11 protein-coding genes are annotated in these 14,541 nt (G+C 44.6%); 3 read left to right on the top strand and 8 right to left on the bottom strand.

Features of this window, described 5'->3' with window-relative positions; genetic code table 11:
* The first annotated feature begins 28 nt into the window (after positions 1–28).
* Complete coding sequence (locus L3V25_RS14065) at positions 29–970, top strand: D-2-hydroxyacid dehydrogenase (RefSeq protein WP_237296128.1); 942 nt, start codon at positions 29–31, stop codon at positions 968–970.
* Positions 970–1,548 (top strand): uracil-DNA glycosylase family protein, encoded by a 579-nt coding sequence (locus tag L3V25_RS14060; protein WP_237296127.1) that lies wholly within the window; start codon positions 970–972, stop codon positions 1,546–1,548. Before L3V25_RS14065 ends, L3V25_RS14060 begins: the two co-directional genes overlap by 1 nt.
* Here L3V25_RS14060 and L3V25_RS14055 read toward each other — a convergent pair.
* From L3V25_RS14055 to nudC, 6 genes are all read right to left on the bottom strand, one after another.
* Positions 1,526–2,692, bottom strand: coding sequence for an ABC transporter permease (locus tag L3V25_RS14055; protein ID WP_237296126.1), 1,167 nt, complete (start codon positions 2,690–2,692; stop codon positions 1,526–1,528). The genes L3V25_RS14060 and L3V25_RS14055 overlap by 23 nt on opposite strands.
* Entirely contained in the window at positions 2,689–3,846 is a 1,158-nt protein-coding gene (locus L3V25_RS14050; RefSeq protein ID WP_237296125.1) for an ABC transporter permease, read from the bottom strand. Before L3V25_RS14050 ends, L3V25_RS14055 begins: the two co-directional genes overlap by 4 nt.
* Positions 3,846–4,835 carry an efflux RND transporter periplasmic adaptor subunit gene (locus L3V25_RS14045; RefSeq protein ID WP_237296124.1) on the bottom strand — a complete coding sequence of 330 codons (990 nt, stop codon included), beginning with the start codon at positions 4,833–4,835 and terminating at the stop codon, positions 3,846–3,848. Before L3V25_RS14045 ends, L3V25_RS14050 begins: the two co-directional genes overlap by 1 nt.
* On the bottom strand, positions 4,835–6,223 hold the full coding sequence (locus L3V25_RS14040) for a TolC family protein (protein ID WP_237296123.1): 1,389 nt from the start codon (positions 6,221–6,223) through the stop codon (positions 4,835–4,837). Before L3V25_RS14040 ends, L3V25_RS14045 begins: the two co-directional genes overlap by 1 nt.
* Positions 6,224–6,485: 262 nt before the next feature.
* Positions 6,486–7,553 carry a uroporphyrinogen decarboxylase gene (gene hemE, locus L3V25_RS14035; RefSeq protein WP_193000642.1) on the bottom strand — a complete coding sequence of 356 codons (1,068 nt, stop codon included), beginning with the start codon at positions 7,551–7,553 and terminating at the stop codon, positions 6,486–6,488.
* 273 nt (positions 7,554–7,826) lie between these two features.
* A complete protein-coding gene (gene nudC / locus L3V25_RS14030) occupies positions 7,827–8,594 on the bottom strand; it encodes an NAD(+) diphosphatase (protein WP_237296122.1) in 768 nt (255 codons plus the stop codon).
* Between the two features lie 189 nt (positions 8,595–8,783).
* Between nudC and rsd the strand changes: the two genes are divergently transcribed.
* A complete protein-coding gene (gene rsd, locus L3V25_RS14025) occupies positions 8,784–9,275 on the top strand; it encodes a sigma D regulator (protein WP_237296121.1) in 492 nt (163 codons plus the stop codon).
* A 34-nt stretch (positions 9,276–9,309) separates the two neighbouring features.
* Here rsd and L3V25_RS14020 read toward each other — a convergent pair whose 3' ends face one another.
* Positions 9,310–10,203 carry a DMT family transporter gene (locus L3V25_RS14020; RefSeq protein WP_237296120.1) on the bottom strand — a complete coding sequence of 298 codons (894 nt, stop codon included), beginning with the start codon at positions 10,201–10,203 and terminating at the stop codon, positions 9,310–9,312.
* A gap of 124 nt (positions 10,204–10,327) precedes the next feature.
* Positions 10,328–14,527 carry a DNA-directed RNA polymerase subunit beta' gene (rpoC, locus tag L3V25_RS14015; RefSeq protein WP_237296119.1) on the bottom strand — a complete coding sequence of 1,400 codons (4,200 nt, stop codon included), beginning with the start codon at positions 14,525–14,527 and terminating at the stop codon, positions 10,328–10,330.
* Between the last annotated feature and the right edge of the window lie 14 nt (positions 14,528–14,541).

Genomic DNA, 14,541 nt, shown 5'->3' with positions numbered 1-14,541 from the left:
AAAAAAGCATGGAGCTTAGTATAATTTAATGAAACCAACTGCCGAAACATCGACTAGCCCATTATTGTATATCGCATCAAAACAGCAGCAGGATTACCTAGATTTACTACAACAATCTAGCCTAAAACATATCGCGATTACTCAAGATAAATCACAAGCGAACATCGTTTTGGCCGATCCGCCCCTTCTGGCTAAATATCTCGATGAATTCACGAATCTAAAGTGGGCTCAAGCCACTTATGCTGGCATTGATAAGCTCACAAAACCGGAACTACGCCAAGACTACACTCTGACCAATGTGAAAGGAATTTTTGGCCAGCTTATTAGTGAGTATGTTTTAGGTTATAGCTTGAGCTACTTCCGACATTTGAATCAATACCAACAATTACAAGCTCAAAATAAATGGCAACCTATTGAATACCAATCTGTGATGGGAAAAAAAGTGGTGATTCTAGGCACTGGTTCTATTGGCACTCAGCTTGCAACATGTGTGTCGGCATTAGGGTTTGTTGCGATTGGTGTCAATAGTCGAGGTCTGATCCCACAAGGCTCAATGTTCAGCCAATGTTACTCAACCGAGCAAATCGATGAAGCATTAGCCCAAGCCGATGTGGTCGTTAATGCCCTACCGAGCACGCCGCAGACTTATCATATTTTAAACGCTCAACACTTATCACATTGCCAATCGGCTCTATTATTTAATATTGGCCGAGGAACGGCGGTCGATGATGATGGCTTGTTACTGGCTTTAGAAAAGGGTTGGGTTGCGCACGCTTATTTGGATGTTTTTCCGCAAGAACCACTACCGCAAGAAAGCGCGTATTGGCAGCATCCGAATGTCAGCATTACTCCGCATATTGCTGCTAATAGTTTTCCTCAACAGGTCTTCGATATTTTTGAGCAAAATATGCAACGCTGGCAAAATCAACAACCATTATTAAATAAAGTGGATTTTGGTCGAGGTTATTAGTGACTAGCTTTAGTTCGCTATTAGATAACATTCAGCAATGCCAGATTTGCGCCAAGTCGCTTGCCGATGGATGTCGGCCGGTAGTACAAGCTCACCCTGATGCCAAAGTCTTAATTATTGGTCAAGCGCCAGGGTTGAAAGTACATCAAAGTGGCGTGCCATTTAATGATGCCAGTGGTGAGCGTTTACGACAGTGGATGGGGATTGATAAAACGCTCTTTTATAATCCCCACTTTCTCGCCATTATGCCGATGGGGTTTTGTTATCCGGGAAAAGGCAAAAGTGGTGATTTACCACCACGTAAAGAATGCGCACCGCAATGGCATGAGCAACTACTGGAACAATTGCCAAATATTGAACTGATCTTATTGATAGGCCAATACGCGCAAGATTATTACTTAGCCAATAAACCTAAAACCTTAACCGAGACGGTGCAAGCTTGGCAGCAATATCAGCCTAAATATCTACCTTTGCCGCACCCTTCGCCACGCAATAATATCTGGCTCAAGAAGAATCCTTGGTTTGAGCTACAGCTCGTCCCACATCTGCAAAGCATTATTGCTGAACTACAACCCTAGTCGATTTCGCTTTACGCTGCATTAACCACAATGCTAAGCCGCCGTAGATCGCAACTTGTGCCCAAAGTTGCCACACATAAGGAAGAATCTGTTCAAAGCTTGCTCCCATTTGATTAAGACGCAAAAAGCCATTAATCGCAGGGGTAGACGGCGCTAATTGTGCTAACCACTTAAGTAAACTTGGCAACTCTGAAGTCGGCCAGACAAAACCGGCACAAAAAACCAAAGGCAAAGAGCTCAATACCACGATTAAAGTCGCCAATTCTTTACGCGGGATTAACTCGCCCATCACCATGCCCAAACCAATCACGGCCAATAAGAATGGAATAATTAACCCAAATAAATGGGAAATAGAAGCAAGGCGACTGATGCCATAAAACTCAAAACTAAAGCCGAAGTAGTACATCACCAATGGAATATAAGTCAGTAACAAAATTACCGCTCGTGCCGACCACATATCAAACGCCGAACAATCTTGCCAGTATCCCGCCTGCTTGGCTTGGCGCTGTTCATTAAGGCCGCCCCCTAGTAAGCCTGCGGCAATCAATAGGGTTTGATGCAAAATCAATACAAACACCGCTGGCACTATGTAGTTAATATAACCATTGGTTGGGTTAAAAACTGGCTGCATCGACAGTTTAATTGGCGCATATTGCTGAGCTGCCAAAACTAAGTTTTCTCCCGACATAACCATTCGAGACACTTTAGCTTGCGCCGATAAAGTCCCGCCCGCGGTGGCTAAACCTTCAACTACTGTTCCATAAATCAGAAAATAAGCCGCATCACCGGCATAGGCTAATGTCGGGCTTTCACCTAGTAATAAATCACGAGCAAAGTGGCGAGGGATCAATAAAATTCCATGCACTTTACCTTGATTAAATAACTGCTTGGCCTCTTGTAAGCTATAGGCATGTTGAGTGATTTGAACCTGTGGCGTGGCATCAACCATTCGCTCAAGTGTTCGACTGGTTGAAGTGTTATCTAAATTGACGACCACGATTGATTGCTCACGTGGTAGTTGCTGACTATACGGCAGAGGATATAAAAACGAATACATCACTACTCCGCCAAACACAGTGAGCAGTAACGCCGAGTTGGTATAAATCGACTTTAATTCACAGCGAAACACCTGCCACCAACTCATAATACGGCATCCTGTTTATCGGCTGACACCAAAGCTCGCGCTCTTAACCACACCACCAGCAGTAGCGTTAAAAACAAACTCAGTGCGAGCAGTGAACCCATTACTTGTACTAAATCGACACCGTTATTGACCTGTTTTACTTGCACATCAATATAGTGACTCACCGGTAATAAACTACGCCAAATCTGACCTAGTAACGGCATATCTGAGGTAGGAAAAGTGATCCCCATAAACGCAAAGGCTGGCGCGGTAAATGCCGCAACAAAACTCATTGAACGAGTGGCATCTAAAGTGAGCATAAAAAATAACGCCCCGACACTTTGGCAAGCCAAGACCATCAACACTTGTGCCGATAATAAAATCCCCCAGCTACCATGCATGGGCCAGCCTAACCAGCCGTACATCCCCCATAAAAACACCACACCTTGCGCGAGATACAACGGAGAATAGGCCAGCAGCTTAGTGACAACTGCCCGTAAAGGCGTGATGGAAAGCCAACGCTGCATGCCTTGCGTTCTTTGCTCTAATGAAAAACTCAGCACGGTAGTCGCGACAATTAAGATTTGCCATAACGCAGGAATCGCCGCCGATACCAAGAATTGGCCATAATGACTATTACTATTAAATAACGCGGTGATTTGAGTTTGAATCGGCACCGCTTGAGCTAACGCTTGTTGCGGAACAGTATCGCCTTTGCTGAGGTTCTTAACCGCTTCAATTTGCGCATTAAAGGTGCCCTGAGCTTGCTGCATGGCGGCGTTGACTAACTTACCAATCAAGATAAATTGGCTGTTATAGAAGGTAGTAATGGTTGGAGGATGGCCCAGTAATACATCTTGAGTAAGACTATCGGGGATCACAACTAAAGCATAAATTTTACCAGATTGCAGATCTTGTTTGCCTTCCGACACCGAAGTATAGCTTTGAGTGACTTGCAAGGTAGGACTAGCATCGTAATAACGCACCACTCCACGCGACATACTTGAGTGCTCAAAATCAACCACCCCAATAGCGAGATCGCGGGCGCTGCCGGTCGAGAATATCCACCATAGCGCAAAAAACATCAGCAGAGGTAGCCACAACAACATCGCCTTTAACCAAGGTTGCGTTGCTATCTGTCGCCACTCTCGAATCAATGCATGCCGATGCAACATTAATTGTGTCCTACATTCTCAAGCAACACACTCATGCCAACTCGCAAACCTTCGATTGGTTGAGTTGGACGAGCTTCTACTTCAAAAGTACGCATATCAAAACCTTGATTGGCATCGGTAGTGCGCCAAGTGGCAAAGTCACCCATCACCGCGACATGAGAAACCACAAAGTTATATTGCTCATCACCTAGCGCAGGAATCGTTACCTTGAGTTCAGTGCCTTGTTTAAATTGTTGTAGTTTGTCTTCACGCACATGGAAAATCGCCCACGCATCCTGCATATCTAAAATTGTCACCACAGGAAAGCCTTGTGGGGCTAGCTCGCCTGAATGCAGCAAAATATCGCTCACTTCACCATCATGCCAACTGGCCACTTGGGTATCGGCAACATAGGCTTCAACTTCAGCCACCGCGCCAGCGGCTTGTTTTTCTTGTTGCTGAGCAGCGCGCTTAGTCTCATCCCGCGCGCCCTCTTGCGCCATTTGGTACATTTGATAAGCGGCGCGTTCGGTATATAACGAAGCTTGCCATTGAGTGTAAGCTTCATCGCGTTTTTGCTCAGCGACCACGCCATCTTGATACAAGTTTTGTACTCGTTGATAGGTTTTTTCCATCAAGCTAGAAGCGGCTTTGGCTTTACGCCATTGATCTTGCGCCGCCGCTATCTCTTGGTTACGCGCGCCTTTTTCTGCTTGATCTACCATTGCACCCGCGGCACCTTGGGCGGCTTTCGCTTGCGCTAATTTGGCTTCAATCTCTGGGCTTAAGATGGTAAAAATTTGCTGACCCGACTTAACTTGATCGCCTTTTTTAACCAACACTTGATCTATGCGCCCCGGCACTTTCGATGAAATCAAATATTGCTGCGCTTCAATCTGGCCTTGAAAACGTTCCGCTTTAGGTTGATAGGCAAGCCAAAAGGTATAAGCCAACCAGACTAGAACTAAAGCCACAACACCAATAAAAATAATCGATTTACGTGAGCGCATTATTGAACCTCTAATCCTTGATATTGTTGGTATTGATTAAAACTGTCGACTTCGCCACTGATCGCCAATAAGCGCGATAAAGAAAGAACATATTGATACGCCGCCGCTGAGCGTTGGGTTTTAATGCTGTTTAAGTACATTTCCGCATCGACTACATCCAAAGAAGTCGCAAGCCCCTGACTAAAGGCTTTCTTCTGCAAGCTAATGTTTTCACTGGCCATGCTGACGCTCGAGGCTAAGCCATTGTATTCCTCTAATGCTTGATTGGCTTCACGATAGGTTTTTTCCACCAGCAAGGATAAATCTTGTTTGGCTTGTGCGCGTAAATAACCCACTTGTTTAATCGCACTATGAGCAACACTGACTTTTTCAGAACGGCCTGAGGTATCTAGTAGCGGAATGCTCACGCCAACGCCTACTAGCCAATCTGGCGTATTATCGCCCACTAACGTATCGTCTTGATATAAGTTGTAATTACCGTAGAGATAAACTTCTGGATAATATTTTCCTTTCTCCACATCAACCAATCCACTGGCTTGCTTTTCTTTGGCATCCAAAATGCTCAAGCCGGGGTAGCTTTGCAGAGTTTTATCCATAAAGGCTTGCATCGGAGGTAGGTTTTCATTAATAAAAAGATGGGTAGAAGGTTCAGCCAGAGCCGGCGCTTTAATCAAGTTAGTCAGCGCCATTTGAGCAATTTCCAGATCGCGCTGTGCTTTTTTGGTATCAACTTGCGCCTTATGATAAGCGGTTTCAGCTTGTAATCGCTGCACGCGAGCGATCTGTCCTTGTTCTTGCATTTTAACCGCGTGGTCGAAGTGTTCTTTCAAACCTTGCTCGACTTCTTGCCTAGTCTCGAGTACTTGTTTCGATAACACCACGCCAAAATAGTATTTCGACAAATCTTCAAATTTACCTTGCTGCTTCATCTCCAATAAGTACTTCGCTTCCTCAGATTTCGCTTCGGCAATATCTTGCGCGGCTGAAATACGTCCCCCCGTAAAAATAGGCCAAATGGCACGAATCGAGCTAGTAAAGACATCTTTCTCCACCAAAGTCGAGGTCAACATGCCATCAAAGGCTTGAGTTAAAGCACTGGAGCCTACCGAAGTACTGTCTGCCAACTCAGATGGGGAGACATCAATATCATCGTCTAAGCGGGTGTAGTTGGCACTTAAAGTAATGCTTGGCAAGTTCATCGCGCCAGCTGCTTGCTGTTTATATTCAGCTTGCTCAACACTAGCTCGCTCTGCGGCCAAGCCATCATTATTGCTTAGTAATGATTGCCACGCTTGATAAAAAGTCACGCTTTGCGCCCAACTCGTCGTTGGTATTAATAAGAATAGCGGAAGAGTAAAAATGGCAAGGTGAGATTTGAATCGATGCATGTGTCTGTTACTTATCCATAGTGGGTGCTGACGACTAATTATAGGCCGTAGATTGATAGACAGATCCGAGCAGTTATTCTGCAGTAATGTGCCAACAAAAAATGAGATCTAAGTCACCATCACATTAACAGTATCAATGAATAAACACTAATCGGCACTGAAATAAATAACTGAAAATACAAAAATAAAAACGCAGCCTAGGTTAAGGCTGCGCTCTCGTTATTTATAACCAAGTTATATACTCAAGTACGAGCGTATAGGGCTATTTATGGTACGGCTTAGATAACTCATGTACCGCATCAACAAATACGCCTGCATTTTCTGGCGGTACATCTAAATGAATGCCGTGACCTAGGTTGAATACATGACCAGTACCAGCATCACCAAAACCTTCTAGAATCGAAGCGACTTCTTGGCGAATACGCTCTGGCTGAGCATACAGCATTGACGGATCCATGTTGCCTTGTAGTGCCACTTTATCACCGACACGAGCCACTGCATCTTGAATGTTAATCGTCCAATCAAGACCAACCGCATCACAACCTGTGGCGGCAATTTTCTCAAGCCACATGCCACCATTTTTAGTGAATAGTGTAACCGGTACACGACGACCGTCATTTTCACGAATTAAGCCATCAACGATTTTGTGCATGTACTGCAAAGAGAAATCATTATAATCGCGCGGAGTTAATACACCACCCCACGTATCAAATACCATTACAGACTGAGCGCCGGCTTTGATTTGGGCATTCAAGTATTCGATTACACTATCCGCTAGCTTATCTAAAAGCGCATGCAGAATAGCGGGATCGGCGTACATCATTTTTTTGATTTTAGTGAACGCTTTAGAACTTCCGCCTTCCACCATGTAAGTCGCTAGTGTCCAAGGGCTGCCCGAGAAACCAATCAGCGGCACTTCACCTTGCAAGTCTTTACGAATTTGGCGAACCGCATTCATTACGTATTGCAGCTCACCTTCTGGGTCAGGCAAACCAATTTTATCGACATCAGCTTTGCAAGTAATCGGGCGCTCAAATTTAGGGCCTTCACCGGCTTCAAAGTATAAGCCTAGTCCCATTGCATCTGGGATAGTCAAAATATCAGAAAACAAAATCGCCGCATCAAGCGGGAAACGACGTAATGGTTGAAGCGTTACTTCTGAAGCTAACTCAGCATTTTTACATAAAGACATAAAGTCGCCCGCAACACTGCGCGTTTGGCGATATTCAGGCAAATAACGACCGGCTTGGCGCATCATCCATACTGGCGTGTAATCTACCGGCTGTTTTAATAAAGCTCGTAGATAACGGTCATTTTTCAATTCAGTCATTTTTCTATCCTAAAAATTTGGGGCAGTCTTTATTTGCCGCTTATTCTAACATTACACAGCGCACATTTTGCTAATGGTTTGTAATCCAGATCATGTTCTTGAACATTAAAATCTATCGCAATTTGCTTCAATTGAGCCATTTGTTAATACTTTGTTGGCTAGCACAATTATAACGAGCTGAAACACATGAATGTTCAGCATCTCATAACGACATCTTACTTACCCCTCCGGCAATCCCGGAGGTTTTTTTTATCTACCTATACCCAAGTACCTTCAATCCGCAATATCACACTGTAAAGTATGTTCGATCAAGGCGCGAGCAATGGTTCCCTTTGGAGCAATCGGTGGTAACTCATCAGCACTAAACCAACCGGCTGATGACAATTCATATTTATCTACTCGAACCTCACCACTGTCGTAATCTGCTAAGAAAGCCATCATCATACTAGACGGAAATGCCCAAGGCTGACTGCCAAAGTAGCGAATATTAGTGACATTAATACCGGTTTCTTCTTTCACTTCACGCGCCACACATTGCTCTAGCGTTTCCCCGACTTCAACAAAACCGGCAATCACGGTATGCATGCCACTTTTATGACGAGCATGATGCGCCAGTAGAATTTTATCGTCTTTACGAATCGCGACGATGATGCAAGGAAAGATCCTCGGGTAATGCAAAGTGCGGCAATCATTACATTGCATCGCTAGTTGATTATGGTTAAGGCGATTACGCCCACCACAATGCGAACAAAAGCGTTGTGAAACAGACATGTAACCATATTGAACGGCACGACTAGCCATCAAAAATGTTGCTTCAGGAAAAGACAATAAGTCTCGTAATGGCGTCATTTCGAGTTCATCGTCAAGCTCGCTGGCATTCAGCCAAGCACACGGAACGCCATCTAATTCACCAATAATAACCGCATGTTCTGTCGGTAAATTGAGTGCTTCAGCAGATCCATAAGGCAATGTTTTGTCTTGCAAATGTAACGTACTACCATCAACGATACACCAGTTTACTTTTTGATCTTTTTTTAGCATCTGCTCATCTCATTGCTTGAAGTTCCACCATTTTACTGGCAATCTAATTTCATACCAGTGCTTATCGATTTGCTGTCTATAACCACTCATATCACTACATGGTATACACTATCAAAAAGGACCCTCTATTGATCACAAAGTAGAGCGGCTAAACGCCAATAACGCGTTAGCTATTATGAGGATACAGCCATGCTAAATAAACTAAAACAGACTCAAGCACAATTTGGCGGTTCCAGTGAAGTCATCGACCATTGGCTCGACACTAGACAAAACTTGATTGTTGAATATTGGAAATTGGCGGCACTAAAGCCAAGTCATCATAAAAAAACAGCCATCGAAAAACTTCCTTCCCCTGAAGAACTACAAGATTTCTGCCAACATGTGGTGGATTATATTTCTGAAGGGCATTTCAAAATCTACGACATGGTGATGCAAAAGTGGGAATCAACCGGCTTTTCACCCACCGAAGACATTAACACCACGTATTTTAAAATTGTTGAAACCACTGACCCGCTACTGAATTACACCGACAAATATGCCGATGTTGGGGTCGAAGATGAACTTGAAGATTTTGATTTCGATCTATCACAAATTGGTGAAGTATTGGAAGATCGCTTCGAGTTAGAAGATCAGCTGATCCAGATGATCGCTGAAAGCTTGGAAATCCCACCGGGCGCATAAACACAACCCGGACTAGGACCAAGCTGGATAATCCTTATTTTTGTGGCACTTTCGCTATCATAGGTTTAGTGCCACGACTTCGTTGAGCCAAAATCACCCCACCAATAATCATCGCCATTCCTACATAATCAAATAAAGCTAAACTCGCTCCTAGAATAATACTGGCGAACACTGCGGTGACGGCTGGCATAAGATTCATAAAGATCGCGGCTTTATCGGCTCCTAAATGTTCAATCCCCATCATCCAGCACCAAGGTGCAATCACTGAGGCAAGCAAACCTGCATACATGATCAAAGGCACGGTCTGATGTGAAAACTCAACGGGCTGGCTGATGCTAAACAGCGGAAACAAGAACACCAGTGCAAAACACACTTGTACATAGACAGACTGCCAATTTGAGATCGGCATACGCCAGCGTTTAATCAATACCACATACAAGGCATAGGCTAAGGTGCCAAGCAACACCAGTACATCACCTCTATTCATGCCATGAGAAAACAGCGCCTTAATATCACCATGAGCCAGCATGATAATTAGTCCAGAAAAAGAAACTACAGCGCCTAGTACCGCATAAAGCGTCAACTTCTGGTTAAGCAGTGGAATGCTCAAAAATAGTCCCATCAAAGGAACCAGTGACGTGATTAACGATAAATTCAGAGCAGTCGTGGTTAAGCCTGCGTAGTAACCGAGAGATTGGTTCAACACCATACCAAGCAAAGAGAGAAAAGCCAGTTTAGGGAGATAAGGCAATAAATGCTTACGATGCTTCCAAGTAGACAGCGCTAAGAATGGCGTTAAAACCATAAACGCCACCAGCCAACGATAGAAGGAGATCGCACCGGGATCGATCACGGTTGAGGCCATTTTATTGATAATGGCATTTCCCGCCCAGATAAAAACGGTAATGATGGGGAAAAGGTAATACATGCAGTGAGCCGAGAGCAGGATAAACAATGCCGCGAGTATACGCCTTACTGCTTGTCCTAAAAACAAAAAAGGCACCCGAAGGTGCCTTTTTAATAGTCTTGACTTACGTCTGTCTCTTTAAAGATTACTCTTCAGAGAAACCCGCGTTAAGTAATGCTGCAAGGTTGTCAGTTGCTTGTTCAGCTGAAGGACCTTGTTCTTCACCCTCACGTTGCTTTTGACGCTCTTGGTGGTAAGCATAACCAGTACCAGCTGGGATCAAGCGACCCACGATTACGTTCTCTTTCAAGCCACGTAGTTCATCACGTTTACCAGAAACCGCAGCTTCTGTTAGTACGCGCGTCGTTTCTTGGAACGATGCTGCAGAGATGAACGACTCAGTTGCTAGAGACGCTTTAGTGATACCTAGTAAGTCACGCTCGAACTGTACAAGTGCTTTACCCTCAGCTTCAAGCTGACGGTTAGCGATTTTAACTTGTGCAAATTCAACTTGCTCACCTTCAAGGAATTCAGAATCACCAGAATGCGTGATTGTACACTTACGTAGCATTTGACGAACGATAGTCTCGATGTGCTTATCGTTAATCTTAACGCCCTGTAAGCGGTAAACTTCTTGAACTTCGTTAGCAATGTATTGAGTAACAGCGTGAACACCACGTAAACGTAAAATGTCATGCGGTGTTTCTGGACCATCAGAGATCACATCACCACGTTCTACTTTCTCGCCTTCAAACACGTTAAGCTGACGATGTTTATGAATCATTTCTTCATAAACGTCACCGCCTTCGCGAGTGATTAATAGACGACGCTTACCTTTGGTTTCTTTACCAAACGACACAGTACCTGTGTGCTCAGCAAGAATCGCAGGCTCTTTCGGCTTACGTGCTTCAAACAAGTCAGCTACGCGTGGTAGACCACCGGTGATATCTTTGTTTCCGCCAGATTTCTGAGGGATACGAGATAGTGTGTCACCAATGCCAACTTCTGCGCCATCTTCAATGTTAACGATCGCTTTACCTGGTAGGAAGTATGCCGCTGGCATATCCGTACCTGGAATCATCACATCGTTACCTTGAGCATCAACTAACTTGATCACTGGACGCATATCTTTACCAGCTGATGGACGTTGTGCTGGGTCTACTACTTCACTTGAAGATAGGCCAGTTAGGTCATCAGTTTGGCGAGAGATAGTTACACCATCAATCATGTCTACGAACTGGATACGACCTGCCACTTCAGTGATGATTGGCATGGTGTGCGCTTCCCAGTTAGCTACAACATCACCAGCCGTAACTGCTTCGTTGTCGCCTTTGCTTAGCATAGAACCGTATGGAAGTTTGTGTTTCTCTTTCGTACGACCGAACTCATCAATGATGGTCATTTCAGATGCACGAGAAGTGATTACAAGCTTGCCATCTTTGTTCGTTACATACTTAGCATTGTGAAGTTTAACAGTACCCGTTGTTTTCGCTTGGATGCTGTTTTCTGCTGCTGCCGTTGATGCCGCACCACCGATGTGGAACGTACGCATGGTAAGCTGTGTACCTGGTTCACCGATAGACTGTGCTGCAATAACACCTACCGCTTCACCTTGGTTCACTTTATGACCACGAGCTAGATCACGACCGTAACAGTTTGCACAACAACCGAAGTCAGCTTCACAAGTTACCACTGAACGTACTTTGATCTTATCAACAGAGTTGTCTTCAAGGATCTGACACCACTTCTCATCAAGTAGAGTATTACGTGGGATCAATACTTGTTCAGTACCTGGCTTAACGATGTCATCAGCAACAACACGACCTAGAGCAAGCTCAGCAAGTGCAACTTTAACATCACCACCTTCGATATGAGGCATCATATCTAGGCCTTCGAAAGTACCACAGTCATGTTCTGTAACCACAACGTCTTGCGCAACGTCTACTAGACGACGAGTCAAGTAACCGGAGTTCGCAGTCTTAAGTGCCGTATCGGCAAGACCCTTACGAGCACCGTGGGTTGAGATAAAGTACTGAAGTACGTTTAGACCTTCTTTAAAGTTTGCTGTGATCGGCGTTTCGATGATTGAACCATCTGGACGCGCCATCAGACCACGCATACCGGCTAACTGACGAATCTGCGCTGCAGAACCACGAGCACCGGAGTCAGCCATCATGTAGATGCTGTTAAACGATTCTTGTTGTTCTTCTTCGCCATCGCGGTTAATCACGGTTTCAGAAGAAAGGTTATCCATCATAGCTTTTGCTACGCGGTCGTTGGTAGACGCCCAAATATCGATAACTTTGTTGTAACGCTCACCCGCAGTAACAAGACCAGATTGGAATTGTTCTTGGATTTCGCGTACTTCTTCTTCTGCTTCAGAAATTTCAGTGTATTTCGCAGCCGGTACAACCATATCGTCGATACCAACAGAAACACCAGAAAGTGCTGCGTATGCAAAACCTGTGTACATGATTTGGTCAGCAAAGATTACTGTATCTTTAAGACCAAGCTTACGGTATGCCTCGTTCAACAAGGTAGAAATTTGCTTCTTACCTAGTTTTTGGTTCACGATGCTGAAAGGTAGGCCTTCCGGTACGATCTGCCAAAGCATTGCACGACCAACAGTGGTATCAACCATGCCAGTATTTGTTGTGCGATTACCGTCTTCATCAACCACAGTTTCAGTGATACGTACTTTAACGCGAGCGTGAAGCTCAGCAGTCTTAGTACGGTATGCCTTTTCAGCCTCTTCAGGGCCAGCAAGGTACATACCTTCACCTTTAACATTGATCTTGTCACGGGTCATGTAGTAAAGACCCAATACAACGTCCTGAGAAGGTACGATGATCGGATCACCAGATGCTGGTGAAAGGATGTTGTTGGTTGACATCATTAACGTACGTGCTTCAAGCTGCGCTTCCAATGTTAACGGTACGTGTACCGCCATTTGGTCACCATCGAAGTCGGCGTTGTATGCCGCACACACAAGTGGGTGAAGCTGAATCGCTTTACCTTCGATAAGTACAGGTTCGAATGCTTGAATACCAAGACGGTGAAGTGTTGGTGCACGGTTTAGTAGAACTGGGTGTTCACGAATCACTTCGTCTAGGATATCCCAAACAACCGCTTCTTCGCGCTCTACCATTTTCTTCGCAGCTTTAATCGTTGTAGCCATGCCACGAGATTCTAGCTTGCTGTAGATAAATGGTTTAAATAGTTCTAGTGCCATCTTCTTAGGAAGACCACACTGGTGTAGACGTAAGTATGGACCTACTGTAATTACAGAACGGCCAGAGTAGTCAACACGCTTACCAAGTAAGTTCTGACGGAAACGACCTTGCTTACCTTTGATCATATCAGCCAAAGATTTCAGAGGACGCTTGTTAGAACCTGTGATCGCACGACCGCGACGACCGTTATCTAGTAGGGCATCAACAGATTCTTGCAACATACGCTTTTCGTTACGTACGATGATATCTGGAGCCGCTAGGTCTAGAAGACGCTTCAAACGGTTGTTACGGTTGATCACACGACGGTATAAGTCGTTCAGATCTGAAGTCGCAAAACGACCGCCATCTAGAGGTACTAGAGGACGTAGATCTGGCGGTAGCACTGGAAGTACTGTTAAGATCATCCACTCAGGATTGTTGCCTGAAGCAATAAATGCCTCAACAAGCTTCAAACGCTTAGTGATTTTCTTACGCTTAGTTTCAGAGTTAGTGGTTTCTAGCTCTTCACGCATTTGCTCAGCTTCTGCGCTCATGTCCATGGTGTGTAGCAGATCTTTGATCGCTTCAGCGCCCATTTTCGCAACGAACTCGTCACCCCACTCTTCCAAGCGGTCTAGGTATTCTTCTTCCGTTAGCATTTGACCTTTTTCAAGATCAGTCATGCCAGGTTCAGTCACTACATACATTTCGAAGTAAAGTACACGTTCGATGTCACGTAGCGGAATATCCATTAATAGACCGATACGAGATGGTAGTGATTTTAAGAACCAGATATGTGCAACTGGAGAGGCTAGCTCGATGTGGCCCATACGGTCACGACGAACTTTAGTTTGTGTAACTTCTACGCCACACTTCTCACAGATAACACCACGGTGTTTCAAGCGCTTATATTTACCACAAAGACATTCGTAGTCTTTTACTGGACCAAAAATACGCGCACAGAACAGACCATCACGCTCAGGCTTGAACGTACGGTAGTTAATAGTTTCTGGCTTTTTAACTTCACCGAAAGACCATGAGCGAATCATGTCTGGAGAAGCTAGACCGATTTTGATTGCATCAAATTCTTCGGTCTTATGCTGTGCTTTTAGAAAGTTCAGTAAATCTTTCACAATCAGCTCCTGTA

The sequence above is a fragment of the Vibrio sp. CK2-1 genome (genome assembly GCF_021726515.1).
GTDB lineage: Bacteria > Pseudomonadota > Gammaproteobacteria > Enterobacterales > Vibrionaceae > Vibrio.
Note: the sequence above shows the minus strand (reverse complement) of the source record. Positions and strands in the feature narration are given on the sequence as shown.

Coding starts and splice junctions, on each gene's coding strand:
- L3V25_RS14065 (WP_237296128.1), top strand. CDS start 29: ATGAAACCAACTGCCGAAACATCGACTAGCCCATTATTGTATATCGCA.
- rsd (WP_237296121.1), top strand. CDS start 8,784: ATGCTAAATAAACTAAAACAGACTCAAGCACAATTTGGCGGTTCCAGT.
- nudC (WP_237296122.1), bottom strand. CDS start 8,594: ATGCTAAAAAAAGATCAAAAAGTAAACTGGTGTATCGTTGATGGTAGT.
- L3V25_RS14050 (WP_237296125.1), bottom strand. CDS start 3,846: ATGTTGCATCGGCATGCATTGATTCGAGAGTGGCGACAGATAGCAACG.
- L3V25_RS14055 (WP_237296126.1), bottom strand. CDS start 2,692: ATGAGTTGGTGGCAGGTGTTTCGCTGTGAATTAAAGTCGATTTATACC.
- L3V25_RS14040 (WP_237296123.1), bottom strand. CDS start 6,223: ATGCATCGATTCAAATCTCACCTTGCCATTTTTACTCTTCCGCTATTC.
- hemE (WP_193000642.1), bottom strand. CDS start 7,553: ATGACTGAATTGAAAAATGACCGTTATCTACGAGCTTTATTAAAACAG.
- L3V25_RS14045 (WP_237296124.1), bottom strand. CDS start 4,835: ATGCGCTCACGTAAATCGATTATTTTTATTGGTGTTGTGGCTTTAGTT.
- L3V25_RS14020 (WP_237296120.1), bottom strand. CDS start 10,203: ATGTATTACCTTTTCCCCATCATTACCGTTTTTATCTGGGCGGGAAAT.